The 26,776-nt window shown below is 72.9% G+C and carries 27 protein-coding genes and 1 other annotated feature; of the genes, 20 read left to right on the top strand and 7 right to left on the bottom strand.

Annotation, left to right across the window (positions count from 1 at the left end; all coding sequences use genetic code 11):
* Positions 1-28: 28 nt before the first annotated feature.
* Positions 29-1,855, bottom strand: coding sequence for a carboxylesterase/lipase family protein (locus H6H00_RS01055; protein ID WP_185719526.1), 1,827 nt, complete (start codon positions 1,853-1,855; stop codon positions 29-31).
* Positions 1,856-2,202: 347 nt separating this feature from the next.
* Here H6H00_RS01055 and H6H00_RS01060 point away from each other — a divergent pair, with 347 nt between their 5' ends.
* A complete protein-coding gene (locus H6H00_RS01060) occupies positions 2,203-3,564 on the top strand; it encodes an alpha/beta hydrolase family protein (protein ID WP_221775747.1) in 1,362 nt (453 codons plus the stop codon).
* A gap of 96 nt (positions 3,565-3,660) precedes the next feature.
* Here the strand turns inward: H6H00_RS01060 and H6H00_RS01065 are convergent, their stop codons facing one another.
* Positions 3,661-6,417 carry an ATP-binding protein gene (locus H6H00_RS01065; protein WP_185719528.1) on the bottom strand — a complete coding sequence of 919 codons (2,757 nt, stop codon included), beginning with the start codon at positions 6,415-6,417 and terminating at the stop codon, positions 3,661-3,663.
* 233 nt (positions 6,418-6,650) lie between these two features.
* Here H6H00_RS01065 and H6H00_RS01070 point away from each other — a divergent pair, with 233 nt between their 5' ends.
* The 3 genes from H6H00_RS01070 to H6H00_RS01080 all read left to right on the top strand — a co-directional run bounded on the left by H6H00_RS01070 (position 6,651) and on the right by H6H00_RS01080 (position 8,823).
* Positions 6,651-7,517, top strand: a complete 867-nt coding sequence (locus H6H00_RS01070) for an alpha/beta fold hydrolase (RefSeq protein WP_185719529.1) — start codon at positions 6,651-6,653, stop codon at positions 7,515-7,517.
* Positions 7,518-7,588: 71 nt separating this feature from the next.
* Positions 7,589-7,831: a hypothetical protein gene (locus H6H00_RS01075; RefSeq protein ID WP_221775748.1), complete on the top strand. Its 243-nt coding sequence runs from the start codon at positions 7,589-7,591 to the stop codon at positions 7,829-7,831.
* A 53-nt stretch (positions 7,832-7,884) separates the two neighbouring features.
* A complete protein-coding gene (locus tag H6H00_RS01080) occupies positions 7,885-8,823 on the top strand; it encodes a CPBP family intramembrane glutamic endopeptidase (protein ID WP_185719530.1) in 939 nt (312 codons plus the stop codon).
* A gap of 181 nt (positions 8,824-9,004) precedes the next feature.
* On the opposite strand, the gene H6H00_RS01085 is transcribed toward H6H00_RS01080, so the two are convergent.
* Both H6H00_RS01085 and H6H00_RS01090 read right to left on the bottom strand, forming a co-directional pair.
* Complete coding sequence (locus tag H6H00_RS01085; RefSeq protein WP_185719531.1) at positions 9,005-9,865, bottom strand: LLM class flavin-dependent oxidoreductase; 861 nt, start codon at positions 9,863-9,865, stop codon at positions 9,005-9,007.
* On the bottom strand, positions 9,862-10,884 hold the full coding sequence (locus H6H00_RS01090; RefSeq protein ID WP_185719532.1) for an aldo/keto reductase: 1,023 nt from the start codon (positions 10,882-10,884) through the stop codon (positions 9,862-9,864). The genes H6H00_RS01085 and H6H00_RS01090 overlap by 4 nt, the downstream gene beginning before the upstream one ends.
* Before the next feature lie 123 nt (positions 10,885-11,007).
* On the opposite strand from H6H00_RS01090, the gene H6H00_RS01095 reads away from it, so the two are divergent.
* The gene (locus H6H00_RS01095) at positions 11,008-11,580 is read left to right on the top strand and encodes a TetR/AcrR family transcriptional regulator (protein ID WP_221775749.1); all 573 of its coding nucleotides are present in this window, start codon (positions 11,008-11,010) and stop codon (positions 11,578-11,580) included.
* 102 nt (positions 11,581-11,682) lie between these two features.
* Positions 11,683-12,651, top strand: coding sequence for an IS481 family transposase (locus H6H00_RS01100; RefSeq protein ID WP_185719534.1), 969 nt, complete (start codon positions 11,683-11,685; stop codon positions 12,649-12,651).
* Here the strand turns inward: H6H00_RS01100 and H6H00_RS31735 are convergent.
* Entirely contained in the window at positions 12,648-12,851 is a 204-nt protein-coding gene (locus H6H00_RS31735) for an SDR family oxidoreductase (protein WP_221775750.1), read from the bottom strand. The two genes, H6H00_RS01100 and H6H00_RS31735, sit on opposite strands and share 4 nt — an antisense overlap.
* Before the next feature lie 649 nt (positions 12,852-13,500).
* Here H6H00_RS31735 and H6H00_RS31740 point away from each other — a divergent pair.
* The 3 genes from H6H00_RS31740 to H6H00_RS01120 all read left to right on the top strand — a co-directional run bounded on the left by H6H00_RS31740 (position 13,501) and on the right by H6H00_RS01120 (position 16,370).
* Positions 13,501-14,454 (top strand): alpha/beta hydrolase family protein, encoded by a 954-nt coding sequence (locus tag H6H00_RS31740; protein WP_255425512.1) that lies wholly within the window; start codon positions 13,501-13,503, stop codon positions 14,452-14,454.
* Positions 14,455-14,457: 3 nt separating this feature from the next.
* Positions 14,458-14,781, top strand: coding sequence for a DMT family transporter (locus H6H00_RS01115; protein WP_185719535.1), 324 nt, complete (start codon positions 14,458-14,460; stop codon positions 14,779-14,781).
* A gap of 149 nt (positions 14,782-14,930) precedes the next feature.
* Positions 14,931-16,370 carry an MFS transporter gene (locus tag H6H00_RS01120; protein ID WP_255425513.1) on the top strand — a complete coding sequence of 480 codons (1,440 nt, stop codon included), beginning with the start codon at positions 14,931-14,933 and terminating at the stop codon, positions 16,368-16,370.
* Here the strand turns inward: H6H00_RS01120 and H6H00_RS01125 are convergent.
* The gene (locus H6H00_RS01125) at positions 16,330-19,080 is read right to left on the bottom strand and encodes an ATP-binding protein (protein ID WP_185719537.1); all 2,751 of its coding nucleotides are present in this window, start codon (positions 19,078-19,080) and stop codon (positions 16,330-16,332) included. The two genes, H6H00_RS01120 and H6H00_RS01125, sit on opposite strands and share 41 nt — an antisense overlap.
* Positions 19,081-19,289: 209 nt before the next feature.
* Between H6H00_RS01125 and H6H00_RS01130 the strand changes: the two genes are divergently transcribed.
* The 11 genes from H6H00_RS01130 to H6H00_RS01180 all read left to right on the top strand — a co-directional run bounded on the left by H6H00_RS01130 (position 19,290) and on the right by H6H00_RS01180 (position 25,901).
* Positions 19,290-19,610, top strand: coding sequence for a WhiB family transcriptional regulator (locus H6H00_RS01130; protein WP_185719538.1), 321 nt, complete (start codon positions 19,290-19,292; stop codon positions 19,608-19,610).
* Between the two features lie 33 nt (positions 19,611-19,643).
* The gene (locus H6H00_RS01135) at positions 19,644-20,513 is read left to right on the top strand and encodes a helix-turn-helix domain-containing protein (RefSeq protein WP_185719539.1); all 870 of its coding nucleotides are present in this window, start codon (positions 19,644-19,646) and stop codon (positions 20,511-20,513) included.
* A gap of 26 nt (positions 20,514-20,539) precedes the next feature.
* Positions 20,540-21,439 (top strand): class A beta-lactamase, encoded by a 900-nt coding sequence (gene bla, locus H6H00_RS01140; RefSeq protein ID WP_221775752.1) that lies wholly within the window; start codon positions 20,540-20,542, stop codon positions 21,437-21,439.
* A gap of 30 nt (positions 21,440-21,469) precedes the next feature.
* Positions 21,470-22,309 (top strand): alpha/beta fold hydrolase, encoded by an 840-nt coding sequence (locus tag H6H00_RS01145; protein ID WP_185719541.1) that lies wholly within the window; start codon positions 21,470-21,472, stop codon positions 22,307-22,309.
* Between the two features lie 37 nt (positions 22,310-22,346).
* Positions 22,347-22,799 (top strand): RidA family protein, encoded by a 453-nt coding sequence (locus H6H00_RS01150; protein ID WP_185719542.1) that lies wholly within the window; start codon positions 22,347-22,349, stop codon positions 22,797-22,799.
* Positions 22,796-22,954 (top strand): hypothetical protein, encoded by a 159-nt coding sequence (locus tag H6H00_RS01155; RefSeq protein ID WP_185719543.1) that lies wholly within the window; start codon positions 22,796-22,798, stop codon positions 22,952-22,954. Before H6H00_RS01150 ends, H6H00_RS01155 begins: the two co-directional genes overlap by 4 nt.
* 48 nt (positions 22,955-23,002) lie before the next feature.
* Positions 23,003-23,227 carry a hypothetical protein gene (locus tag H6H00_RS01160; protein ID WP_185719544.1) on the top strand — a complete coding sequence of 75 codons (225 nt, stop codon included), beginning with the start codon at positions 23,003-23,005 and terminating at the stop codon, positions 23,225-23,227.
* 39 nt (positions 23,228-23,266) lie between these two features.
* On the top strand, positions 23,267-23,518 hold the full coding sequence (locus H6H00_RS01165) for a hypothetical protein (RefSeq protein ID WP_185719545.1): 252 nt from the start codon (positions 23,267-23,269) through the stop codon (positions 23,516-23,518).
* 67 nt (positions 23,519-23,585) lie between these two features.
* Positions 23,586-24,251 carry an RraA family protein gene (locus tag H6H00_RS01170; protein WP_185722076.1) on the top strand — a complete coding sequence of 222 codons (666 nt, stop codon included), beginning with the start codon at positions 23,586-23,588 and terminating at the stop codon, positions 24,249-24,251.
* Between the two features lie 232 nt (positions 24,252-24,483).
* Positions 24,484-25,730, top strand: a protein-coding gene (locus H6H00_RS01175; RefSeq protein WP_255425514.1) for an IS3 family transposase whose coding sequence is annotated in 2 segments (ribosomal slippage) — positions 24,484-24,766 and positions 24,766-25,730 — 1,248 coding nt in all. Because the reading frame shifts where the segments join, the coding sequence is not laid out codon by codon here.
* Positions 24,765-24,893, top strand: a sequence feature (AL1L pseudoknot). (Overlaps the previous gene by 129 nt.)
* Before the next feature lie 27 nt (positions 25,731-25,757).
* Positions 25,758-25,901, top strand: a complete 144-nt coding sequence (locus H6H00_RS01180) for a hypothetical protein (protein WP_185719546.1) — start codon at positions 25,758-25,760, stop codon at positions 25,899-25,901.
* Positions 25,902-25,953: 52 nt separating this feature from the next.
* Here the strand turns inward: H6H00_RS01180 and H6H00_RS01185 are convergent, their stop codons facing one another.
* Positions 25,954-26,688, bottom strand: a complete 735-nt coding sequence (locus H6H00_RS01185; protein WP_185719547.1) for an acetate uptake transporter — start codon at positions 26,686-26,688, stop codon at positions 25,954-25,956.
* Positions 26,689-26,776: the final 88 nt, after the last annotated feature.

Genomic DNA, 26,776 nt, shown 5'->3' on the forward strand with positions numbered 1-26,776 from the left:
TGCGGCAGGGTCAAGCCCGGCTCGTCGGTCATGCGATGGGTCCCGCGTGGCGGAGCCAGAAGTCGACCGCATCGGCCCGCGGCCGCGGGCGCATCCCGCTGCGCTCCCCCAGCCCCATGACCTGGTCCGGGGACTCCGCCACCGACGGCCAGCGGGGCAGGCCGGGCCCATTCGGGTCCCCGGTGGCGGCGAACCGCACCCAGTGGTCGGTCATCCGCGCCGACAGCCGGAGGTCGGCGGCGGTGTAGTCGGCGTCGCCGGCCGCGCCGAGGGTTCCGTAGGCGTACATGAGCTCGGCCCCGTGGTAGGCGCCGAACTCCTGCAGCGCCGGGTCGGGCGGGACCCGGGTGAAGAAGTAGACGTAGGCGTCGGCCGTGCCGGTGCTCGTGTGCTCCCGCGCCCAGAGGTGCATGGCCCGGTGCACGACCCGGTCGGCGTCGGCGCGCAGGATCGAGTCGAGCACCTCAGCGTCCGACCCGCCTGGGTACAGCCGCAGGTACTCCTCGGCGTCGGTTCCGAAACGACGCTCGACGTCGGCCCGGTAGACGGCCGGGTCGGTGTCGGGCGGGGCGGCCCGCGCCAGCGACGCCTCGTCGGCGTTGCTGCCCACCAGGATCGGGACGTCGTGCTGCTCCCCCGCGGCGATCACCTCGGCCGCGGCCCGGCGCAGCGCGTGCCCGTCGATCGATGGGCGCCAGTGCCCGGCGAGCTCCCGCGACGCGGCGAACACCCGCTCGGCGGGCATCGCCCGCAGCTCCGCCACCGAGGCCCCGCCGAGTCGGGAGCTCAGCTCCTGGCCGGCCCGGCGGGCCACCTCGCGGGTGTCGACCTGGTCGCCGGCCGCGGTGTCGCCCGCCGTCCCCAGGCAGCCCCCACTGCCGCCGATCACCCGGTGGAACAGGCCCTCGGTCGCCGGCATCGTCGAGAGCAGGCACACGCTCTCCCCACCCGCGGACTCGCCCGCGACGGTGATCCGCTGCGGGTCCCCGCCGAACGCCGCGATGTTGTCCCTGACCCAACGAAGCGCGGCGACCTGGTCGAGCAGGCCGTAGTTTCCGGAGCTCGCGTACCGGGACTCGGCGTCCAGCTCCGGATGGGCGAGGAACCCGAACACCCCGAGCCGGTAGTTGACGGTGACCGTGACGACGTCCCCGCGCCGGGCCAGCGGCTCGCCGTCGAGCACCGGCAGCTCGCCCGAGCCGGTCGCGAACCCGCCGCCGGGCACCGTGACGATCACCGGCAGCGCCGCCGACTCGGGCCGGGTGGGGCGCCAGACGTTGAGGTACAGGCTGTCCTCGCCGGTCGGGTACGGGTTGACGAACACCTCGGCCAGCGGGACGTCCACCGTCTGCTGCACCGCCCGCAGCGCGAACGACGACGACGGCTGCACCGGCACGTCGGCGAACTCCGTCGCCTCCCGCACCTCCGTCCAGGGCTGCGGGGGCACCGGGGGCCGCCACCGCAGGTCGTCGACCGGCGGCCGGGCGTAGGGCACGCCGGCGAACACCTCGACGGCCCCGTCGGCGGTCCGCAGCCCGGACACCGGGCCGTAGGTCGTCCGGACGACCCCGCCGGGGGTGGCGCCTTCGCCCGCCGCCGGGCGGTGCTCCGGGTCCGGGTGGCTCCCCAACGCCGTGACCGCCAGCAGGACCGTGCACACGCCCCACGCGATCAACCGCAGGGCCGGACGGCGCAGGCGCAGCACCACCAACGCGGTCCCGGCCAGCAGCAGACCGACCGCGACCCACCCCCACGCCGCGCTCCGGTTGAGGTACAGCAGCACCACCGACGCGAGCGCCAGCACCGCGAGCGGCAGCCCGAGCCGGCCACGGACCGCGGATGTACTGGTCGACATCGGACTCCTCCGGCTCGGTCGTCGACACTCACGAGACACCCTGCCGTCGCGACATGGTCCAGCCCGCGAGAGCGGGATCACACCGCGCGTCGGGTCCGTCGCTCGGCCTCACGCCGAGCGCACCGGACCGGCGGACGCGATCGGGGTCACAGCGGCACGGGCTTGAGCGTGCCGTGACGGCACGGTGTCCGATGGGGTTCGCTGCCTCCACCCGATCCGCGCTCGAACGGAGCCCACAGATGCCTGCACCCGAACCCGGCGTTCCCCGGCACGCGGCGACCCACCCACGCCCTCCCGGCCGAGGCGGCCGGGCCGATCCGGTCGCGACGGTCGTTGTCCTGCTCGGCGTGGCGCTGCTCGGCTCGGGGTGCGCCGGCCCGCTGGCCGCGACCGGTGGTCTCAACCTGACCGGGGAGTGGCAGGGCCGCATTGACGTGCCCGGCGCCCCGCTGGACATCGGCATCACGCTGAGCGCCGACGGCGCCGGCACGATGGACGTGGCGGCGCAGGGGGCCACCGACCTGCCGCTGGCCGACGTACGGGTCGAGGGCGCGCGGTTCACCGCCGCCGTCCCCGGCCTGCCCGGGGGCGCCGCTTTCGACGGAACGGTCGCCGAGGGCGCGGCCGGCATCGCCGGTGACTACACCCAGGCCGGGCAGACGTTCCCGTTCCGCCTCGAACGCGGCGCCCCGGCGCCACCGGTCCGGCCGCAGGAACCACAGCCGCCGCTGCCCTACCGCGCCGTGGACATCAGCTACCCCAGCGGGGACCTCACCCTGGCCGGCACGCTGACGCTGCCGGAGGGGCCCGGGCCGTTCGCCGCCGTCGTCCTGATCACCGGCAGCGGCCCCCAGGACCGGGACGAGTCCGTGGCCGGGCACCGACCGTTCCTGGTGCTCGCCGACGCGCTCACCCGGGCCGGCTACGCGGTCCTGCGGACCGACGACCGCGGTGTCGGTGGCTCCGGCGGGGACTACTCCCGGGCCACCTACGAGGAGCTGACCGCCGACGTGCTGGCCGGCGCGGCCCACCTGGCTTCGCGGCCCGAGATCGACCCGGCACGGATCGGGCTGCTCGGCCACAGCGAGGGCGGTTCCCTGGCCCCGCTGGTCGCGCGCGAGGCGGCCGGGAAGGTCGCGTTCGTCGTGCTCATGGCCGGCCCGGCGGTCTCCGGTGAGGACGTGCTGGTGCGGCAGAACGAGCGGCTGCTGGCGCAGGCGGGCAGCCCTCCGGCGGAGGTCGAGACGCAGGTCGCGTACGTGCGGGAGCTCGTCGCGCTACTGCGGGCGCAGGACTACGACCGGGCTGCCGAGCTGACCCGCACCCGGATCGCCGAGCAGGCCGCGGCGCTGCCACCCGCGCAGCGGCCCACCCCCGAGCAGGTCGACGCCCAGGCGGCGGCTCTGGTCTCGCCGGTGACGCGGGCGCTGGTGACCTACGACCCGGCCGCGGCACTGGGCGAGCTGTCGGTGCCGGTGCTGGCCTTCTACGGCGGCAAGGACCTGCAGGTCCCCGCCGAGCAGAGCGAGCCGCGTGCCGTCGCGCTCCTGTCCGGCAACACGGATGCCACCGTGCGCACTCTCCCCGGGCTGAACCACCTCATGCAGCCGGCCGACACCGGCTCGCTCGCCGAGTACGCAAGGATCGAGACCACCGTCGCGCCGGACGTGCTCGACCTGGTCACCGGCTGGTTGCAGGAGCGCTTCTGATCCACCGACCCACTGGAGGTCCGCCGGTAGCATCCGGGCGCGGCCGGCGGACGCGTGCCCTCGCCCCTGCGGACGCTGCATCGGGCGCGACCGCAGTCAGGGGAGCGGCAGGTCCCGAAGTTGCCGGCGAGACGTGATCCCGAGCTTGCGGAAGACGCTGCGCAGGTGGGCCTCGATCGTGCGCGGGCTGAGGAACAGTTGCGTGCCGACCTCCCGCGACGTCGCCCCGGTGGCCACCAGCCGGGCGATCTGCAGCTCCTGGGCGGTGAGCGCATCGGTCGGCTGCGCGGTCCGGCCGCGCGGGTGCTCGCCGGTCGCGCGCAGCTCGCGTGCGGCGCGGTCGGCGAACGCCTCCGCGCCCATGTCGGAGAGCATCTCGTGGGCGGTGCGGAGCTGCTCGCGGGCGTCCTGGCGACGGCCTTCGCGACGCAGCCACTCGCCGTAGAGGAGATGGGTGCGGGCGAGGTGCGTGGCGGCCCGGCTGTTCTTGAGCCGGTCGACGGCTTCCCGGTAGTCCTCCTCCGCGGCCGGCCCGGTGCCGGTCAACGCGCGCGAGCGGGCCGCGAGCCCGAGCGCGAACGGGGTACCGCTCGCCTGCGCCCGCGCGCAGAGCCGCTCCAGGGCGTCGGCCGCCCGCTCCGGCTCGCCGGCCCGGACCGCCGCCTCGATGAACTCGGGCAGCGCCGTGCTGCCATGCGTCAGTTCGTGGGCATCGCAGGCCCGCTCCCCGACGGCCAGGGCGGCCGGGTAGTCGCCGTGGCCGTTGTGGAGCACCGACAGCGCGTAGTAGGCCAGTGCGACCAGGGTGCCCGTAGGCCGGGCCGCCTCCCGGACCATGGCCGCGTGCAGCTCGACGGTCTCGGTGCGGCGGCCGCGCCAGGCCGACAGGAGGAGCTGGGCGTAGTGCTGCGGCGCTGCCCCGGTGGCCTGCGTGATCGCCTCGCTCTCGGCGGCGAGCTCGGCGGCGTACCCGAAATTGCCCTGGGTCACCTGCGTCGCGGACAGGAAGACGAGTGCGCCCGGGAGCGCCGCCACCGCGCCGGCCTCGCGGGTGACGCGGACGTTGCGCTCGGCCAGCAGCTGGGCCATCTCGGAGTCGAGGAGCCCGCCCGCAGCGCGGCTGGCCAGCCACAGCCAGCGGCGGCCGTCCGCGTCACCCGTGGATCCCTCGCTGCGGAACGCTTCCACCGCCCGGCGCAGTCCGGGCACGCCGGCGGCGTACCCGTGCGTGAACATCGTCACGAGCCCGTCGAACAACAGATCGGCTAGGCCCGGCGGCCCGGGCGATGCGGGCGCCGCGGTGGCGGCCTCGGCCACCTTCTGCAAGTCCCGGCCGTCGCCGGAACCGCTGACGATCATCGCGGCATCGATGGCGTGGAGGTAGGTCTCCCGCGACAGCGCCGGGTCCAGCGGGGCGAGCCTGGTCGCGGCGTCCAGCAGCATGCCCGGCACCTCGGCGCCCCGCGTCAGGTGGAACGCGATCCGGGCGCGCAGCAACTGGGCGCGGGCGCCCGCCACGTCGTCCAGCGGTCCCTGCGCCGCGACCTCCAGCAGCTGCGCCGCGACCGCGGACCCGCCCGCCTCGTGCATGGTGTGCGCGGCGTCGAGTGTTCGTGCCCCACGGCGGGCCGGCTCCGGGGTCAGCTCGGCCGCGCGGTGCAGGAACGCCGCCGCCGCGGCCAACCCGCCGCGGGCGCGGGCCCGCCCGGCTGATCGCTCCAGCTCGGCGGCGGTCTCCTCGTCGGTGCCGAGCACGGCCTGCGCACGGTGCCAGGCCCGCCGATCGGGATCGCGCTGCGCATCGGTCGCGGCGGCCAGGGCGTGGTGCGCGCGGCGGCGGTCCGGCGGGGTGGCGGCCTGGTAGACCGCCGAGCGGACCAGCGGATGCCGGAACCGCACCCGTATGTCGATCTCCACCAGGTCGGCGGCCTCGGCCGGGGCCGCCGCCTCGGCCGTGAGGTCCAGGTGCGCGGCCGCGCGCCACAGCAACGCCGCCTCACCGGTCGGCTCCGCCGCGGCGACCAGGAGCAGCAGCCGCGTCGCCGCCGGCAGGCTGTCCGAGCGCTGCCGGTAGACGTCCTCGATGCGCCGCGGAACGCTCACCACGTCCGGCAGCTCGAACCCGCCGACCAGCTGAGCCCGCTCGACACCCCGGGGCAGCTCCAGAAGAGCCAGGGGGTTGCCCCGCGCCTCGGCGACGATACGGTCGCGGACCTCGTCGTCGAGCGATGTGCCGACCCCGGTGGCCAGCAACGTCCGAGCCTCCGTGTCGGCGAGCCCGGACAGGCGCAGCTCCGGCAACCCAGTGAACGCGTCGACGTCGCCGGGATCGCCCTGGCCGGCGTCGCCATGGCCCCGATCCCGCAGCGCGAACAGCAGCACCACACGCTCGGCAACCACCCGCCGCGCCACGAACGCCAGGACCTGGGCGGACGCCTGGTCCAGCCACTGCGCGTCGTCCACCACGCACAGCAGCGGCCCGTCCTCGGCGACCTCGGCCAGCAGGTTCAGGATCGCCAGACCCACCAGGAACCGGTCCGGCGCAGCCCCGTCACGCAGGCCGAACGCCACCCCCAGGGCGGCCTGCTGCGGCTCGGGCAGCGCCCGGGACCGCGCCAGCAACGGCGCACACAGCTGATGCAGTCCCGCAAAGGCGAACTCCGCCTCGGACTCCATCCCCACGACGTTCTCCGTGCGGAACCCGTGCCCGGCCCCGGCCCCGAGGTCCTGCAGCAACGCGGTCTTGCCGATGCCGGCCTCACCCCGCAGCACCAGCACCCCGCTGTGCCCGTCCCGAGCCCGGACGAGCAGCTGCCGAAGCGTCTCGTGCTCGTCGCGCCGACCCCGGAGCATCGCCTCGTCCTCCCCGGGTGCCCACGGTCCCGGACACCGATCTAGGTGATTATCACCGACGCGGACCGCACGCGGCCAGCACCGGTGCTCTCCGAGCACGGTCGGTGGTGTCGCTCGATCGCGGACCGGCGCAGAAGGCGGGAACTTCCACCGACGCGAACACGCGCCCGCACACGGAAGCCTGAACACACGGCCCGTCCCAATGTCGACAACTGCTACCGAGGAGTACAGACGTGACCGAGTTCCTGGAACTGGACGGTGGACGGCTCGCCTACGACGTGATCGGTGACGGACCGCTGATCGTGCTGGCCCACGGCATGGGCGACAACCGGAGCGCCTACCGCGACATGGCCGCACGGCTGGTCGACGCGGGGTACCGCGTCGCGTGCGTGGACCAGCGCGGCCACGGCGGGTCCAGCAGTGGCTGGACCTCCTACACCCGCACCGACTCGGCGGGCGACCTGCTCGCGGTGGTCCGGCACCTGGGCGGCCCGGCCGTGATCGTGGGCCACTCGTTCACCGGCGGCTCGGCCACGATCGCGGCCGCCCGGGAGCCGGAGCTGGTCATCGCCATCGTGCTGATCAGCCCGTTCACTCGGGTACAGCAGATCGACCTCTGGGGACTCGTCTCCCGGGCCCGCTACCGCAGGGGGGTGCTGCTGCTCATAGGTGCGGCGCTGTTCCGCAGTGTCGGGCTGTGGCGACGCTACGTCGAGCACGCCTACCCCGGGTCCCGGCCCCCGGGTTTCGCCGAACACCTCGCCGAACTCGACGCCCAGCTGCGCCGGCCCGGTCGGATGGCGGTGGTGAGCAGGATGGGCATGTCCGCGCCGAGCGACGCCGGCGCCCGGCTCGGGGACATCCGGTGTCCCGCACTCGTCATCGAGGGCTCGCTGGACCCCGACTGGCCCGATGCCCGCGCCGAGGGCGAGGGCATCGTGGCCGCCATGCCGCCGGGCCTGGCCCGGGTCGAGATGATCGACGGGGCCGGCCACTACCCGCACGTGCAGTTCCCGGCCGAGGTGGTCACCGCGGTCCTGGCCTTCCTCGGGGCGCGAGCCCAGGGGCCACACGGCCGTCCGGAACGGCGCGGTGCGTGAGGTCGAGGTCGGAAGCCGCTCGGTCCGCGGTCCGCCCGTCGGGCGGTGCCGACGACGTCGTCCGTGCTGTCGTGCGGCACGCCCGCGACAACGGCGCCACCTGGCAGGTCGTCGGCGACGCGCCCGGCGTGACCCGACAAGCAGCGTTCCAGCGCTACGGCAGACCGATCGATCCGGGAACAGGAGAACTCATGACCACCACACCACTACCCGGCGTCGCCGCACTGGCCACCTCGGTGATCCGCGACCTCGCGGCCGGGCGCGACGATCGGGTCATCGCCGGCCTGCACATCCTCGACAGGAAGACATCATGACCGTCGGCACCTCCGGCGGATCGACCACTGCAGCGACCCGACTCACGCCCCGCATGCCCCTCCGCGACCGGCGATCCGTCGCCGTTTTCCTCGCCCTTGCGTTCACGCTCGCCTGGCTGGTCGCGCTCCCGCTCTGGTTCGGTGACGGCCTCGCCACCCCCTGGTTCCCGCTCGTGGCCGTCGCGGTGATGACGACTCCGGCAATCGCCGCCCTCGTCGTCGTGTTCTTCGTCGAGCGGCCGCAGCACAAGGCGCGGACGCTGGGGCTGTGGCCGCTGACACCGGCCCGGAGAATGTTCGGCTACGCGGCACTGGGGATCGTCGTGCCCATCGCGCTCGTCCTGGTCGCGCTCCCGGTCGGCGCGCTGTTCGGCGTCTACCCGGCCGATTTCGTGAACTTCTCCGCGTTCCGGCAGCTCCTCGACGCGCGGGCCGCCGGAGCGGACGAGCTGCCGATCTCCCCCGGAGCGCTCGTCGCGCTCCAGCTCGCCACGCTCCCGCTCGCGGCGTTCGTCAACCTCCTCCCCGCGCTCGGGGAGGAACTCGGATGGCGAGGGTGGCTGCTCCCGAAACTGATGCCCCTCGGCGCACTCCCGGCCATCCTGATCTCGGGCGTGGTCTGGGGCGCCTGGCACGCTCCACTCATCCTGCTCGGGTACAACTACCCGGCCGCGGCGGGCTGGCTCGGCATGACCTCGATGATCGTCATGTGCACCCTGGTCGGCGCGGTCTTCGGTTGGCTGCGGCTGCGATCGGGATCGGTGTGGCCGGCGGCCCTCGCCCATGCCGCGTTCAACGGAGCGGCCGGGACGTTCCTGCTGTTCGCCCAGGCCGGGGCGCCCATCGACACAACGCAGGCGACGATCCTCGGCTGGAGCGGGTGGATCGTCCCGCTCGTGCTCGTCGTGGTCCTCGTCGCCACCGGACAGTTCGCGGACGCCGGTGCGCTTCCTCGCCCGGGACCGACTCGAACGTCGGATGCTCAGCAGTGAACTCGCCGAACCGACCGGCGTCCCTGCGCGCCCCATGGACGACGAGGACACAATGGACACGAACGAACGCAGGACGGCCATCCGGCCCGCCGGAGCACCCGGCTTCGACCAGGTTGTGACCTCCAGCGGTAGTTGGCTACGTCAGGTGGACCCGGCGCCGACGTACATGCCGACCGCGCGGTCAGGTCGTGATGAGCTCATCGGCGGCCCATTGGGCGACGTGGGCGGGGTAGGGGGTCGGCAGTCCCAGGACGATGTGCCGGAAGCCGGCGCCGGTGGCCCGGCCGATCGCCTCCCGGGTGGTGGTGGGCCGTTCGTAGGAGACCGGCAGGAGGATCGAGCGGGTGATCGCCGCGGGGTCGCGACCGATGTCGGCGCAGAAGCGGTCCAGCAGCGCGCTGCGCCGGACGGCGTCGGCGATGTCGCCGCCGGGGATGTTCCACACGTCGGCGTGTTCGGCGGCCACGCGCAGCGTCGCGGCCGCCCGTCCGCCGATGAGGATCGGCGGGTGGGGCCGTTGGACGGGCTTGGGGTTGCCGAACGCTCCGGTGAGGTGGTGGTAGGTGCCGTCGACGTCGAACGGCTCGGTCTCGGTCCACAGCCGGCGGATGATCGTGCACGCCTCGGCGAGGCTGCCCACCGCGTGGGCGGCGTCGTGATAGGTCAGGCCGTGGGCCTCATACTCGCGGCGGGCCATGGGGACGCTCGGTCGTGAGCCCGCGCCGATGCCGAGGTCGAGCCGTCCGCCGGAGACGATGTCGACGGTCGTGGCGATCTTGGCCAGTACCGCAGGCGACCGGAAGCGGTTGCTGGTGACGAGCAGCCCGAGGCGCAGCCGTTCGGTCTGCGCGGCGAGGGCGGAGAGCAGGGTCCAGCCTTCGAGGATCGGTCCGTCCGGGTCGCCGCCGATCGGCATGAGGTGGTCGAACAGCCAGGCGTGCTCGATCTCGGGGATCGTGTCCGCCTCGCGCCAGACCCGCAGGACGTCGTGGTAGTCGACCTGCATCGGCGCCGTCATGATCCCGAAGCTCGTGGGTGTCATGAGCGCCGTCGCAGCGTCGGGTCGAGCAGGGCCGGTGGGGTGTCGTTCTTCTCGTGGGCGGCGAGGTCGACGCCGGGCGCGACGATCGCGTCGATCGCGTCGAGCAGGTCATGGGAGAGCGCTGTGTCCGCGGCGGCGAGCTGGGATCGCAGGTGCTCCGGTGTGCGGGGGCCGATGATCGCGCTGGTCACCGCCGGGTGCGCCGCGACGAAGCCGAGCGCGAGCTGGATCAGGCTCAGGCCGGCCTGGTCGGCGACCTTCGCGAGCTGCTCGACGGCGTCGAGCTTGGCCCGGTTGGCGGCGATCGTGGTGTCGAAGCGCTGCGGCATGAACGTCGAGCGGCTCGTGGTGATGTCGTGGCCCGCGCGGACCGCGCCGGAGAGCCAGCCCGACGCCAGCGGGCTCCAGGCCAGCACGCCGAGTCCGTAGCGTTCGGTAACGGGCAGCACGTGCGTCTCCGCGCCGCGCTGCAGGATCGAGTAGCTGGGCTGCTCGGTGACGTACCGGCTCAGGTGATGGTCCCTAGCAGCCCACTGGGCCTCCACGACGCGGTAGGCCGGGAAGGTCGAGGAGCCGAAGTAGCGGATCTTTCCGGCGCGCTGCAGGTCGGTCAGCGCGGACAGCGTCTCCTTGTCACTGGTGGCCGGGTCCCACCGGTGGATCTGGAAGAGATCGACGTAGTCGGCACCGAGGCGGCGCAGGCTGTCGTCCAGGGCGGTGATCAGCCAGCGGCGCGAGCCACCCCGGTGGTTGCGCTCGTCGCCCATCGGCAGGCTCGCCTTGGTGGCCAGCACGATGTCGTCGCGTCGGCCGGTGATGGCGCGGCCGACCATCTCCTCGGACTGGCCGCGGCTGTAGGCGTCGGCGGTGTCGATCAGGTTGATGCCGCCCTCGATCGCGGCGTCGACGAGGGCCGTCACCTCGTCCTGGGTTGTGCGCCCGATCGCGCCGAAGTTCATCGCGCCGAGCGCGAGGCTGCTGACCTGCACGCCGGTGCGTCCCAGGTTGCGGTACTGCATGGTCGGAGCTCCTTCGTCACGGGTGAGGCTCCGCTCTGCCATGATGGACAAGCGGAACAGTGCTCCACCAACATACGGAGCAGTGTTCCGTTTGTCGAGCGAGGCGATGAGAGGAGTGCGGTGGTGGCCGACACCGACGGGCGGGCCCCCCGGAAGCGGGCCGACGCCCGGCGCAATCAGCTGGCCCTCCTGGACGCGGCGGCAACCGTGTTCGTCACCTCGGGAGTACAGGCACCGGTACGTGACATCGCGGCCGCGGCCGGCGTCGGGATGGGCACGATCTACCGCCACTTCCCCACCCGGGCCGACCTGATCGTCGCCGTCTACCGGCACCAGGTCGAGGCCTGTGCCGAGGCCGGCCCGGCGCTGCTGGCGAACACCGCCACGCCGTACACCGCGCTGGCGAACTGGATGGACCACTTCGTCGACTTCCTCGTCACCAAGCACGGACTTGCCGCAGCGCTGCAGTCCGACGGCCTCGACGCGCTGCACACGTACTTTCTCGACCGCCTGGTGCCCGTGTGCGCCCAGTTGCTCGACGCCGCCGCCGGCGCCGGCGAGATCCGTACCGACGTCGCCGCCTACGAGCTGATGCGCGGCGTCGGCAACCTCTGCGTCGGGGTCGGCGACGACACCCGCTACGACGCCCGCCACCTGGTCGAACTACTCATCTCGGGGCTACGTCGACAGGGCTAGATGTAGTGCCCATGTGCGTTGTTGACGGCGTGGCGGCTTGAACAGGGCGAGACCTCCGGGCGAGGTGGGAGTTGCTGACGCTCACACCCGCACGGAGGTCTCATGGCCCACCGTAATGCCCGCCTGACCGTTCACGGCCGCAAGCTCCTCGTCGACCGGGTTCTGTCCGGTCGGCCCGTCGCCCACGTCGTCGCCGAGATGGGAGTGTCCCGCCCGACCGGCTACAAATGGGTCGCCCGCTACCGCGCCGAAGGCGACGCCGGGCTCTGCGACCGACCCAGCCGCGCCCACCGGATCCCGCACCGCACCGGTACCGAAGTCGAAACCCAGATCATCGAGCTGCGGCGCGCCCGCAAGCTTGGGCCCGCCCGGATCGGGCCGCTGCTGGACATGCCCGCCTCGACCGTGCACGCCGTGCTGACCCGGCACGGGCTGTCCCGGCTGGCCTGGATGGACCGCCCCACCGACACAGTGATCCGCCGCTACGAACGCGACCGCCCCGGCGAGCTGGTCCACGTCGATGTCAAGAAACTCGGCCGCCTCCGCGACGGAGGCGGATGGAAAGTCCACGGCCGCGACAGCTTGGTGCACCGCCGAGCCCGCTCAGGGCCACGGGTCGGGTTCGACTACGTCCACGCCGCGATCGATGACCACACCCGCATCGCCTACGCCGAGATCCACCCCGACGAGAAAGCCGGCACCTGTGCCGGGTTCCTGCGCCGCGCCGCCGCAGCACTAGCCGAGCACGGGATCGACCGGATCGAGCGGGTCATGACCGACAACGCCATGGCCTACCGCCGCTCCGCGGCCTGGAACGACGCCCTGGCCGAACTCGGCGCGAGCGCCCGGTTCACCCGCCGTTACCGACCCCAGACCAACGGCAAAGCCGAACGGTTCAACCGGACCATGCTCGAGGAATGGGCCTACCAACGCCCGTTCACCAGCAACACCGACCGGGCCCAGGCCTTGCCCGGATGGTTACACACCTACAACCATCACCGCGGACACACCGCGCTCGGAGGTCTCCCACCTATCAGCCGGGTCAACAACCCGCCTGGGCATTACAGCTAGATCTGGTTCGTGCCACCGTCGACGTCAATGTTCGCGCCGACGACATAGGTGCTCTGTTCGGAGGCCAGGAAGGCCACGACGGCGGCGGCCTCCTCAGGCCGACCCATGCGGCCCTTGGCCACGGTCGCGGCGCCGTTCTCCTTGACGGCCCGGGCGGACTCCTCGTCGCCGAAGCGGCACCCCCGGGAATCTCGATCCATGCCGGCGACACCACCTCAGGCCGACCCATGCGGCCCTTGGCCACGGTCGCGGCGCCGTTCTCCTTGACGGCCCGGGCGGACTCCTCGTCGCCGAAGCGGCACCCCCGGGAATCTCGATCCATGCCGGCGACACCACGTTGACCCGGATGCCACGGTCCTTGAGCTCGTGCTTGCCGAGAACCCGGGTGATGTCCTCCGCTGGGTGCGCACACCGACGGGACGCATCCTCGCCTTCAGCATGACCGACGACGGCAGGCACCTGCTGTCCGACTGGAACGCCGGCACACCCCGCCTGATCAGCCGGTTCCCCGGTCTCGATCACCCCTTCGGTCTCAGCCCCTGCATACCCACCCCGGACGGAACGGGGTTGTGGATCGGATCGCCGCGGGGTTCGGACCGAACCCGCCTGGTGCGGCTCGACCTGGACACCGGCGAGCAGATCGGAGTGGACAGCCACCCCGTGTTCGACCGGGACGACCCCGCCCGGAGGCCGACCCGCGGTTCCGTCCTCGCTGATCGTGCACCCGGGCACCGGGGAGCTGCTCGGGGCCCGCTACCTCGGCGCCCGCCAGGAGATCCGCGCCCTCGACCCGTATTTTCGCGACGGTGCTGCCACGGCTGGAGGAGCTCACCGACGGCGACCTGGCTCATGTCTCCTGCGATCTCTCGGCGCAGCGCTGGTCGTGGACTGCACCCACGACCGCGACCCGGGCATCACCTGGTTCTACGACCACACCACCGGCACCGCCCGGCGGTTGTTCCGTCCCTACCGCACCTGGACCCCGCGCGGCTGGCCCCGGTCACCCCGATCACCCTCACAGCCCGCGACGGTCTGGACCTGCCGTGCCACCTGACCCTGCCGGTCGGGGTGGAGCCCCGTGACCTGCCGACCGTCGTGCTGCGGCACGGCGAGCCCTGGTACCGCGACAGTTGGGGCTACGACCCCGAGCTGGAGTTCCTGGCGAACCGCGGCTACGCCGTGCTGAAGGTGAACTTCCGCGGCTCCACCGGTTACGGCAAGGCCCACACCCAGGCCGCGATCGGCCAGTTCGCCGGCCGCATGCACGACGACGTCATCGACGCCCTGGACCGGGCCATCGCCGAGGGCTGGACCGACCGCGGCCGGATCGCGATCTACGGCAACTCCTACGGCGGCTACGCCGCGCTCGTCGGGGCCGCGTTCACCCCGGAACGCTTCGCCGCAGCCATCAGCTACACCGGGATGTCCGACCTCGTCGAGATGAACAGAGGCGTCGTCCCGTTCGCACGGCGCTCGCTGGTGAACACCTACGTGCGCTACATGGGCGACCCGGACGTCCCGGAGCAGGAGGCCGACCTGCTCGCCCGGTCCCCGATCACCCGGGTCGACGACATCACGGCGCCGATGCTGCTCGTCCACGGAGCCCACGACCCGCGGGTGGACCGCCGCCACTCCGACCGCGTGGTCGAGGCGTTGCGAGCCCGCGGCGCCGACGTCGAGTACCTGCTGAACGAGCGCGAGGGCCACTGGTTCGTCAACCCGGACAGCAACATCGAGCTGTACCGCACCCTGGAGCGGTTCCTCGCCCGCACCCTGGGCGGGCGAACCACGGCGGCGGGCTGACCCGTGCCCTACCTGCTGCTCGCCGCCGCGATCGCTCTCGAGGTGATGGCGACGATCAACCTGCGGCTGTCCGACGGCTTCACCCGGCTCGTCCCGTCGATCCTGGTGGTGATCGGCTACCTCGGCACCTTCACCTTGCTCTCGCAGGTGCTCAAGACCGGGGTGCCGGTCGGCGTCGCCTACGGAATCTGGGCAGCCGCCGGAGTGGCGCTGGTCGCGATCATCGGCGCGGTGTTCCTGGGCGACGGCCTGACCCCGGTGCAGATCGGCGGCATCACGCTCGTCATCGCCGGTGTGCTCGCCCTGGAGCTCGGCGCCGCTCACTGATCACCGTGGCGACGGTGCCCGGCCGGTCGAATACCGGAAGCGGGTGGCGCGTCTCACACGCCCCGACGCTTGAGCCTGCCGCGACGGCACGGCGTTGCCTGATGGTCCGACCGGCAGGCTGCCGGTCGCCCGACCCCTGCGAGGACACCGTGACCACGCCCGAACCCCCCGGCCGCGCACTGCGGGCCAGCCCCACGATCTACTTCACCTCCTACGGGCTGTCCCTGCTCGGCATGGGCATCTCCAGCGTCGTGCTGCCGCTGCTGGTGCTCGACCGCACCGGCGACATCCTGGCCGCCGGGGTGCTGGCCACCGTGGCCACAGCCGCGTCGGCCGCGACCGGGATCGTCGCCGGGCTGCTGGTCGACCGGGTCGACCGGCGCACGGTCTCGGTCGTGTCCGGCCTGCTGGCGGCGGTCTCGGTCGCCGCACTCCCGCTCATCGACGCACTGTGGGGCCTGGACATGACCTGGTTCCTGATCGTCGCCGTCGTCGGAGCGGTGGTCCGGGTGCCGGGCATGACCGCCCAGGAAACCCTGCTGCCCGCGCTGGCCCGACTCCGAGCAGCGAGATCACCGGGCGGCCCCGGACGGCTGGACCGCCTGGTCGCGACGCGTGAGACCGTCGGCAACACCCTGGTCCTGGCCGGCCCCGGCCTCGGCGGGCTGCTGATCGTGGTTCTCGGCCTGACCCCGGCCCTGTTGCTGGCCACGGCCGCGACGAGCCTGCTCGCCGCCCTCACCACGCTCCTGCTCGACCCCCGCACCGGCCACGTGCCCGCCCGCGAACGGGACGCCACCGGAGCCGGCGGCGCGGTCGGGCGGGCGGCGACCGACCTGTGGACGTCGTGGCGGTTCCTCGCCCGCAACCGGCTCCTCCTGGGCACCACCCTGATCACCGCCATGCTCGTCGCCGTGCTCAGCTCCCTGCAGAGCACCCTGATGCCGGCCTACTTCACCGCGGAGGACCTCCCCGCCCTCACCGGGCTGACGCTCTCCGCCATCGCCGGTGGCAGCATCGCCGGCTCCGCGCTGTACGCCGCAACCGCGGGCCGGGTGAGCCGCCGCACCTGGTTCGTCATCGGCATGACCGGCCTGATCGTCGGGTTCGTCGGCATCGGCTCCCTCGCCTCGCCGTGGCTGGTACTCGCCGGCGCGGCGCTCGTCGGGCTCACCAACGCCCCGGCCTCGGCCATCCTCGGCGTGCTCGCCATCGAGGCCACCCCCGACGCCATGCGCGGCCGCGTCCTGGGTGCCCAGAACACCGTGATGCTCGCCGCACCCGCCCTCACCAGCGCCCCGCTCGCCGCCGTCGCCGCCACCGCCGGGCTCCCCGTCGCCGGCGCGGTCCTCGCCGGGCTGGCCGCCGTCACCGCGATCGTCGCCCTCGCCGCACCGGCGTTCCGCTCACTGGACGGCCGACGGGGCGCGGAACCGGTCCCCTCCCCGGCGACGGGGGTCGTCGGGGCCGGGCCCCGCCGGCTGGACGTCGAGCCCGCCCACCGCGGCCGGACCCGCGGCGCGGCCGGCGATGTCACCGTCGCTCCGGTCAGGGAAGCTGCAGGTCCCGGAGCTGGCGGCGGGAGCTGATGCCCAGCTTGCGGAAAACGCCGCGCAGGTGGGCCTCGACGGTGCGCGGGCTGAGGAACAGCTGCCCGCCGACCTCCCGGGACGTCGCCCCGGTGGCCACCAGCCGCGCGATCTGCAGCTCCTGCGCGGTGAGCGAGTCCGACGGCTCGGCAGAGCGCCTGCGCGGGTGCTCGCCGGTGGCACGCAGCTCGCGGGCGGCGCGGGCGGCGAACGCCTCCACGCCCATGTCCGACAGCATCCCGTGGGCGGTACGGAGCTGCTGGCGGGCGGCCTGACGGCGGCCCTCGCGGCGCAGCCATTCGCCGTAGACGAGGTGCGTGCGGGCGAGGTAGGTGGCCATCCGGCAGGCACCGAGCAGCTCGATCGCCTCGCGGTAGTGCTGCTCCGCGGCGGGCCCGGTGCCGACCAGCGCCCGCGAGCGCGCCGCCAGCCCGAGCGCCCACGGGGTACCGCCGGCGCGAGCCCGGATGTCGAGCTGCCTGCACCCGGCCTCCGCCCGCTCGGGCTGCCCGGCGCGGGCAGCCGCCTCGACGAGTTCGGGGAGGGCCGCGTTGGTGTGTGTCGCATCGGGCTGGGCGCACGCCCGCTCCGCGGCGTCCAGCGCCGTCGCGTAGTCGCCCAGACCATTGTGGAGCACCGCCCGCGCGAGGTGCACCAGCGCGATCTCGGCACGGTTCCCGCGGGCGGTGGCCTCCTCGACGGCAGCGGCGTGCCTCTCCGCCGACTCGGCCTCGCGACCCTGCCAGGCGGCCAGCGCCAGCCCGCCGAAGCGCAGCGGCACGCCTCCGGTGACCTGCCTGATGGCGGTCTCCTCGGCGATCAGCGAGCCGGCCCGGGACAGCTCGCCTGCGAGCAACGACACCGACGACAGGAACGGGAGCGCGTGGACGAGCGTGGCCAGCGCGCCGGCGTCGCGGGCGAGCCGGACGTGCCGGTGCGCCAGCACGTGCAACAGCTCGTCGTCGTACAGCCGCATCGCGGTGCGGCCGGCCAACCACAGCCACCGCAGGGCGTCGCCCTCGCTCGAGGGCGCCGTCGACAGGTCGTCGGCACGGAAGGCCTCCAGCGCGTGGCGGAGTTCGGGGGCGCCGGCCACGATCCCCTGCGTGAACGTCGTTACCAGCCCGTCGAGGAGCAGGTCGGCGGGCCCCGGCGGTCCGGGTGGCGGGGGTGCGGCCCGGGCGGCTTCGGCGACCTCCGGCAGGCCGCGGCCGTCGCTGAGGCCGCCGGTGATGATGGCCGCGTCGAGAGCGTGCAGGTAGGTCTCGCGGGACAGCGCCGGGTCCAGCGGGGCGAGTGACCTGGCCGCGTCCAGCAGCATCCCCGGCACCTCGTTGCCGCGCGTGCGGTCGAACCCGATCTGAGCGCGCAGCAGCTCGATCCGCGCGTCCCGCAGCGCGTCCGGCGGGCCGGCCGCGGCGACCGCCAGCAGCTCCAGGGAGGTCTCGGACGCACCGGCGTCGTGCTTGGCGTGCGCCGCCTCCAGCGCCCGGCTCGCGCGGCGCGCGGGATCGGGCGTCAACCCGGCCGCCCGCTGCAGGAACGCCGCCGCCGCGGCCAGCCCGCCGCGGGCGCGCGCGCGGCCGGCCGAACCCTCCAGCTCCGCGGCGGCGTCCTCGTCGGGGCCCGTCAGGGCCTGCGCCCGGTGCCAGGCGCGCCGGTCGGGGTCGACCTGCGGGTCGGTAACGGCGGCCAGGGCGCCGTGCGCCCGGCGCTGGTCGGGAAGGGTCGCGGCCCGGTAGACCGCCGAGCGCACCAGCGGGTGCCGGAACCGCACCCGGGTGCCGAACTCCACCAACCCGGCCGCCTCGGCGGGCGCCGCCGCCTCGCGGGCGACGCCCAGGTGCGCGACCGCGCGCCACAGCAACGCCACATCGCCGGTCGGCTCGGCCGCGGCCGTCACCAGCAGCAGCCGCGTGTCGGGCGGCAGGCTGCCCGCGCGGCGCCCGAAGGCCTCCTCAACCCGGCGCGGGACGCTCGCCACGTCGGGCAGCTCGAACCCGCCCGCCAGCTGCGCCGGCGGTGCTCCCCGGGGCAGCTCCAGCAACGCCAGCGGGTTGCCGCGCGCCTCGGCGACGATCCGGTCGCGTACCACGTCGTCCAACGGCGCGCGGACCGCGGCGGCCAGCAGCGCCCGCGCGTCGGGGTCGGGCAGCCCGACCAACCGCAGGTCGGGAAGTCCGCCGAACGCCGAGACGTCCCGGTCACCGGGGTCGCGCAGTGCGAACACCAGCACCAGCCGCTCGGCCGCCACCCGCCGCGCCACGAACGCGAGCACCTGCGCGGACGCCTGGTCCAGCCACTGCGCGTCGTCCACCAGGCACAGCAGCGGCCCGTCCTCGGCCACCTCGGCCAGCAGGCTCAGCACCGCCAGCCCCACGAGGAACCGGTCGGGTGCAGGCCCGCCACGCGTCCCGAACGCCACTCCGAGCGCAGACTGCTGCGGCTCGGGCAGCGCGGCGGCCCGCTCCAGCAGCGGTGCGCACAGCTGGTGCAGGCCCGCGAAGGCGAACTCCGCCTCGGCCTCCACCCCGGCCACGTCCTCGACCCGGAACCCGGCCGCTGCGGCGGTCTCACGCGCGTGCTGCAGCAGGGCGGTCTTGCCGATTCCGGCCTCCCCGCGAACCAGCAACACGCCGCAGCGTCCCTGCTGGCAGAGGGCGAGCAGGCGCTCGACCGCCTCGTGCTCGACGCGCCGGCCCACCAGCATCGTCCGGTCCTCCCCCTGGCGACCGCATGGGGCCGATTGCGGTGATTGTCACCGATGCGAAGCCCGCGGGCGAGCGCGGGCCGTCGCGACACCGGCGTCTCCGTGCCGTGGTCGGCAACGGAGTCAGGGACTTCCACCGACGCGGCCGGGGCGCCGTCCTCGCGAAGCTTGTACCCGACAGCAGAGCGACCGGGGAGCGAGCAACCGCCATGATCAGCACCGATCCCGTCACCGTCGTCGTGCGCACCGGCCGGGCCGGGCAGTACGCGGACTGGCGGACGACCCCCGAACACGTGCGGTCGTGGCACCGGCGGGCCTTGTGCGGCGGTGTCGTCGGCGAGGTGTTCTTCGCCGCGGACGAGGAGCGCCCACCGATGCGGCAGCACCGCGAGCGGGTCGCGAAGGCGATCTGCGCCGCCTGCCCGGTCCGCCAGCCGTGCGCCCTCTACGCCCTGGTCCACCGGGAGCTGCACGGCGTATGGGGCGGTCTGTCGGAGGCCGACCGCCGACGTCGCCTCGCGCGCCCCTGACCGCCCATCACCGACTTCACGGAGGGATCTGCTGTGGCCTGGAGCACGCGCGAACTCGCCGACCTCGCCGGCACCACCGCGCGAGCGGTACGGCACTACCACGACGTCGGCCTACTGGAGGAGCCGCGACGCCGGGCCAACGGCTACAAGCAGTACGGCGTCACGCACCTCGTCCGGATCGTGCGGATCAAGCGCCTCGCCGACCTCGGGTTCACCCTGCCGCAGATCGCGGAACTGGGCGATGCGGACCAGCACCCCCGGGAAGCGCTCCGCGGGCTCGACGCCCACCTCGCCCGGACCCTCGACCGGCTGCGGGACGTGCGCACCGAGGTTCGGCAGATCCTCCAGGAGGCCGCACCAACCGACCTGCCACCCGCGCTGGCCGCGCGGATCCGGGACGTCGACCTGTCGGCCGCCGACCGCGCCCTGCTGGTCGTGTTGACCAGGGTGCTCGACCTCGCGGTGGTCATCGACTTCGTCGACTCGCTGCGCGACCTCCCGGCCAGCCCGGTGGCGACCGCGTTCGACGAGCTGCCCGCCGACGCTGACGCCGCGACGCGCCACGAGCTCGCGACAACGCTGCTGCCCCGGAGCCGGACACTGCGCATGATGCTCCCCCACCTGCGGAGTGCGACGACCGGCCTGAGCGGCGCCGCGGCCCGGACTCTCGACGAGGCCGTGCGCGACCTCTACAACCCCGCGCAGGCCGACGTCCTGCGCCGGGTCGGACTCCTGCTCCGCTCGCGGCCCGAATCGGCCCAGACTCCGCAGGCCGGTGTCCCGCCGGCGCGAGAGCAGCTCGCACCTGCCACGCCGATCCGGTTGACCGTGCCGCAACGGCACGGTGTGCACTCCGGTGTGATCACTGCAGCGCTCTCGTCGAGCACCACCGGACGGCCATGAACCAGCGACGCATCACCCGACGCAGCATGCTGACCGCCACCCTGGGCGCGGCCCTGACGGGTTGCGGGATCCCCGCGACACCCACGACCTCGCCCGCTCCCGTGGCCGTGCCACCACCGCCCGCCGCTCCGCCGGACGATCTGAACCTCATCGCGCTCGAAGGCCGCTCCGGCGGCCGGCTCGGCGTGCACGTTCTCGACACCGGGACCGGCGCGACCGTGTCGCACCGGGGTCGGGAGCGGTTCCTCATGGCGTCGACCGCGAAGCTGCCCCTCACCGCCGCCGTCCTGGACCGCGCCACCAACGAGCCCGCGCTTCTCGACCGGCTCGTCCGCTACGGCCCCGAGGCGCTGCTCGAGTACGCCCCGGTGACGACGCAGAACGTGGCGACCGGCATGACCGTTGCCGACCTGTGCGACGCCGCCCTCACCGTCAGCGACAACACAGCGGCGAACCTGCTCCTCGACCTCCTCGGCGGGCCGGCCGCCGTGACGACGTTCGTCCGCGGCCTCGGCGACCCGACCACCCGCTTCGACCGCACCGAGCCCGAGCTCAACGTCTCCACCAGCCCGGACGACGAGCGCGACACCACCACCCCGGCCGCCATCGTCGGGATCATCCGGGCAGTGACCCTCAGCGACGGTCTCGCCCCGGCCGGCCGCGACCGGCTCACCGCCTGGCTCGTCGCCAGTACGACCGGCGACGCCACCATCCGCGCCGGGATCCCGGCCGGGTGGGCGGTCGGCGACAAGACCGGGACAGGCGCGCAGGGCGAACGCAACGACGTCGGGATCATCCTGCCCCCGGATCGCGCACCGCTGGTCCTCGCCGTCTTCACCGACCCCGACGACCCGGACTCGACGGCCGGCAACGCCACCATCGCCGAGGCGACCGCGATCGCGGTACGCCTGCTCGTCAGCCAGTAACAGGCAAGCACACCCTCGGAAAGGAAAATCATGGGACACATCACCGTCGGAAACGAGAACAGCACCCCGATCGAGCTCTACTACGAGGACCAGGGAACCGGCCGGCCCGTCCTGCTCATCCACGGCTACCCGCTCAACGGCCACAGCTGGGAACGCCAGACGCGCGAGCTGCTCGCCGCCGGCCACCGCGTCATCACCTACGACCGGCGCGGCTTCGGCCGCTCGTCGAAGGTCGGGTCCGGTTACGACTACGACACCTTCGCCGCCGACCTGAACGTGCTGATGGAGGCGCTCGACCTGCGCAACGTCGTCCTCGTCGGGTTCTCGATGGGCACCGGAGAACTCGCCCGCTACGTCGCCCGGTATGGCCACCAACGGGTCGCGAAGCTCGCCTTCCTCGCCGCGCTAGAGCCCTTCCTCGTCGCCCGGGACGACAACCCCGAGGGCGTACCCCAGAAGGTCTTCGACGACATCGAGGCCGCAGCCAAGGGCGACCGTTACGCCTGGTACGAGCAGTTCTTCTCCAACTTCTACAACCTCGACGAGAACCTCGGCAGCCGCATCGGCCAGGAGGCGGTCGCTGCCAGCTGGAACGTCGCGGTCTCCAGCGCCCCGCTGGCCGCGCACGCCGTGGTCTCCTCGTGGATCGAGGACTTCCGCGCCGACGTCGAGGCCGTCCGCGCAGCAGGCTTGCCGGCCCTGATCCTGCATGGCACCGCCGACCGCATCCTCCCCATCGAAGCCACGGCCCACCGCTTCCGCCAGGCCCTGCCCGAAGCGCAGTACGTGGAGATCGACGGCGCCCCGCACGGGCTGCTGTGGACCCACGCCGACGAGGTCAACGCCGCCCTGCGCGCCTTCCTGGGCTGAGCCAACAGCACCACAGCCGGACGAAAGCGAGACCACTGTGCCCGTACGACTGGTCAACCCCGACAACCACGTCACGATCCCGCTCTACCACCACGTCGCGATCGCGACCGGCAACACCCAGATCCACCTGGCCGGCCACGTCGCCTGGGACGAGAACGGCGAGCTGGTCTCCGACGACCTCGCCGGTCAGGTCGCCCAGATCTACCGCAACGTTGCCAAGGGACTGGCCGCGGCCGGAGCAACCTTCGCCGACGTCGTCCGCTTCACCTGGTACTTCGCCAAGTGGGAGCGCAGCATGTACGACGAGTTCCTGGCCGGCGTGGAGCAGGCCTCAAGTGAGTTCGACCTGCCGCGGCCGCCGCTCGCGGCGATCGGCGTCGACATCCTCTTCGAGGACGGGATCCTGGTCGAGGCCGAGGTCACCGCCGTCGTCGATCGCCCGGACCCGCTCCGCACGGACGTTCACCCCGGCCTGCAGGAGTCGTCGTGACCAGTGCGAACCGTCCCCCGGCCGCCGTTTTCAGCGGCGCCCCGCCCCGCGGCGCCGACCTCGCCGGGCGCGCGCTGCTGACGCTCTGCGCCCTGTCCACGGCGGCCGCCTTCGCCGACGGCGCCACCCGCGCCGCCACGGCTCTCGCCGAGTGAGTCCTGACCGAGTTCTGGCAGACCGCGGCTTACCTCGTCTTCGCCGGCATGTGGGCGTTGCTCGCGGTCCGGCCCCGCTCGCAACGCGGCATGTGGGAGCTCATCGTGCCGCACAAGACGCTGGTCATCGTGCACGCCCTGTACGTGCTCGACCTGCCCGGCGCCGCGCAGACCGCCTGGGTCGACGGCGCACTGGTGGCCGCGACCGTCACGGCCTGGGTGCTGTGCCGCGGCTGGCTCACCTGGCGCCGCCCGCCCACGGTCGGTCCGTAGGAAGCCTGTCACGAGAATCGTCACGAGAGGAGCAGGACCATGACCGTCACCCTGGTGCGTCCGGAGCGGGTCAACCGGCTCGACCTCCATCGTCAGGTCGCCGCTACCCACGGCACCGGCACCGCGTACCTGGCCGGGCAGAAGTCCTGGAACACCGATTGCAACCTCATGGGCCGCGACGACGTCGCCGTGGCGGCAAGAGGTGCTACCTCGCGATCCCGTGCGCGACGCGGCCGGCACGGATCCGGACCGCGCGCTGCTGGTGTTCCTGCCGAGCAGCTAAGGGGTTGACGTCGAGCCCGCCCGGCGAGGATCTGCTCGTTCACAAGCCGACACCGAGGAGAACGGGTTGAATGTGATGGAGAACGATCCGGCCGTGCGGGTCCGGCAGTTGGGCTGCGCATCGCTGGTAGATGCGATGGGGCGCTCTCACCGGCATCGGGCGCATCTGGGTCCGCTGGTCAGCCCGGATCCCACACGGGTGCTGTTCGGACCGGTGGTCACCGTTGCGTTCGTGCCCTACCGCGACGATCTACCCGAGTCGGGATTGGGATTCGGGCCGCTGTTCTACCAGGCGGTGGCCGACGCCCCGCCCGGTGCGGTGCTGGTGCTGTCGGCCGGCGGCTACCCGGACGTCTCGCATGGCGGAGGCACCAAGCTGTCCCGGCTGCACAACCACGGCCTGGCCGGGGTGTTGACCGACGGGCGTCTGCGGGACTTCGGCGAGCTCGCCGGATACGACTTCGCCACCTGGTGCGCAGGCGAGGCCACCCGCTGGGGCGGCGACACCGTGATGCCGTTCGCGGCCAACGTCGCGGTCGAGCTCGGCGGGGTGTTGGTCAGCCCCGGCGACTACGCCTATGCCGACTCCGCCGGTGCGGTGATCATCCCTGCGGGCAGCGTGTCCCGGGTGCTGGACGAGGCCGAGAACATCGAACGCGACGACGCTGCGTTCATCGAGCAGATCCGCGACGAAGACCCCGCCGCGATGCGCCGAGGCACGCAGATCACCGGAGAGACCTGACCACGCACGAACCGGATCCCGTCGAGGCACGAAACGGCGGCCCTGAAAGCCGAGGCGAAGAGGCACGCCGAATGTGGAGGAGACGATGTCCGATGGATCGAGGCGCGTTTCGCACCCCGACGGAGGGCATGCAGGCCGCCGGGCCGCTCGATGGGGTTCTCGCCCGCGTCGGGACTCGGCTGTCTCGCACCGGGTTTGATGGAGACCATCAACCCAGGAGGAGCAAGGAACGATGGCAGCGCCGAGGAAGTACCCCGATGAGCTGCGGGAGCGGGCCATCCGGCTCGTGCTCGACGCCCGGTCCCAGCCGGGTAGCAGCGGCAAGGGCGCGTGCCGACGGATCGGCGAGCAGTTGGGGATCAGCGCGGAGACCTTACGCGGCTGGGTCGCCCGGGCCGAGATCGATCAGGGCATCCGGCCGGGTACGACGACCGATGACGCAGCTCGACTCGCGGAACTGGAAAGAGAGGTCCGCGAGTTGCGGCGGGCCAACGCGATCCTGAAGTCCGCATCGGCTTTCTTCGCGGCGGAGCTCGACCGCCCACAAAGGTAGTCGTCGACTACATCGACAAAAACAGGGACGAGTTCGGAGTCGAGCCGATCTGTGCGGTATTGAAAGATGCCGACGTGCAGATCGCTCCGAGCACCTACTACGCGAACAAGACCCGCCCACCCTCACTGCGGTCGATCACCGATGCGGAAACGCTCACCGAGATCCGGCGAGTACACAAGGAGAACTACGGCGTGTACGGAGTCGTGAAGGTGTGGGCGCAACTCGGCCGCGAGGGCGGGGTCGGTGGTCGACACGCGGCCCGGTGCACGGTCGGCCGGCTGATGAAGACCGCTGGTCTGCGCGGGGTGTCGCGGGTGAAGGCACCGACCACGACTCGTCGCGGACCCGGCCCGGACACCCGGCCTGACCTGGTTGACCGCGAGTTCACAGCGACCGCTCCGAATCAGTTGTGGGTCGCCGACATCACCTACGTCCGAACGTTCTCCGGATGGGTGTACACCTCGTTCGTGCTCGATGTGTTCTCGCGGCGGATCGTGGGCTGGCAGTTGTCCACGAATCTCTACACCGACCTCGCGCTCGACGCGTTGAACATGGGCATCTGGACCCATCAGCACGCCGGGGTCGACGTGTCCGCTCTCATTCACCACTCGGACCGCGGCGTGCAATACACAGCGGTGCGCTATTCGGAACGGCTGGCCGAGGTTGAGGCGGTCGCTTCAGTCGGATCGGTCGGTGATTCCTACGATAACGCGATGGCCGAGGCGTTGAACTCGTTGTTCAAGGCCGAGCTGGTTCGGAACAAGGGGCCGTGGCACGGGATCAACGACCTGGAGATCGCGGTCGCCGAGTACGTCGACTGGTACAACCACCGTCGGCTTCACGGCGAGCTGGGGCTCGTCCCGCCGGTCGAGTACGAGGCACTACACACCACCCAGACCTGCGCCCGGCCGACCGCCGACGCGTGACAACCCAGCCTCCATCAAACCCGGTGCTTGACAGTCCGCACCGGCGGATGGCTGGTCGGGGCGCTCGCCGGGTTCGCACTGGTCGCGGGCTGCGCCGTCGCGCTGGCCCGGTCGCCGCTGCTGCACGAGCGCACCCCGGCGGACCTCGACCGGCGCGGACCGTCCGTCTGATCCGGCCGCGACCCCGCGCACCGGGTGGGCGGGGTGGTGAGCGTACCGGCCGTCACTGGCCGATCTTGACGCCGGGCTCGCCCGCCGCGTACTGGATCGGGTGCCGCGGCGTGGCCCCGGGTGCCTGCGGCGCGCCGCGCTCCCCGACGGGCAGCACGACCCGCTTGAACGTGCCCCGGAGCATCATCGCGCTCGCCGTGTAGAAGGCCAACACGGCCGAGGCGATCAGGACGTAGGCACCGATCGTCTCCGCGACGCCGGCTGCCGCGATCGACCCGACGGCCAGCAGCGTCGCCCCGGCGGCCAGGGTCACGAGCACCGCGGTGAGCGCGGCGTTCTCGGCCATGGCCGCGGCCGCGCCCACCCACGTGATCGCGGCCAGCGCGACGAACCAGAAGCCGAACGCGACGGCCGCCGCCGGGTCGGTCGTGGCGGGCAGCACGTCCAGCGCGATCAGCAGCTGGTAGAGGCCGTAGGCGATCCAGAACGAGCCCCACATGCCGTGCATGGCGGTGGCCAGCCCGTCGCGGGCCCGGTAGGCCCACATGCCGGCCAGCAGCTGGGCGATCCCGCCGAAGGCCAGTGCGAAGGGGAACAGGACGAGCGGGGTGACGGTGTCGTCGCCGTACCAACCCGCGAGGTTGGCCGCCACGATGGACGTGGCCGCCGCGAAGCCGTACAGGCCCAGGATCGAGGGGGCGGCGACGGGCTGCAGGGCGGTCGTGGTGTGGTCGCGCCAGAAGGTGAACTCCCGGTCGTGGCCGTTACCGGTTGCTGCGCTGGTCATGGTCAGCTCCTCTGTTTTGGGACCCAAGGATACATCGCAATCATTGCAGTTACGCACATTTTCGGTGATCGACTGCTTAGAACCGGCG

Source organism: Pseudonocardia petroleophila, assembly GCF_014235185.1.
Taxonomy (GTDB): domain Bacteria; phylum Actinomycetota; class Actinomycetes; order Mycobacteriales; family Pseudonocardiaceae; genus Pseudonocardia; species Pseudonocardia petroleophila.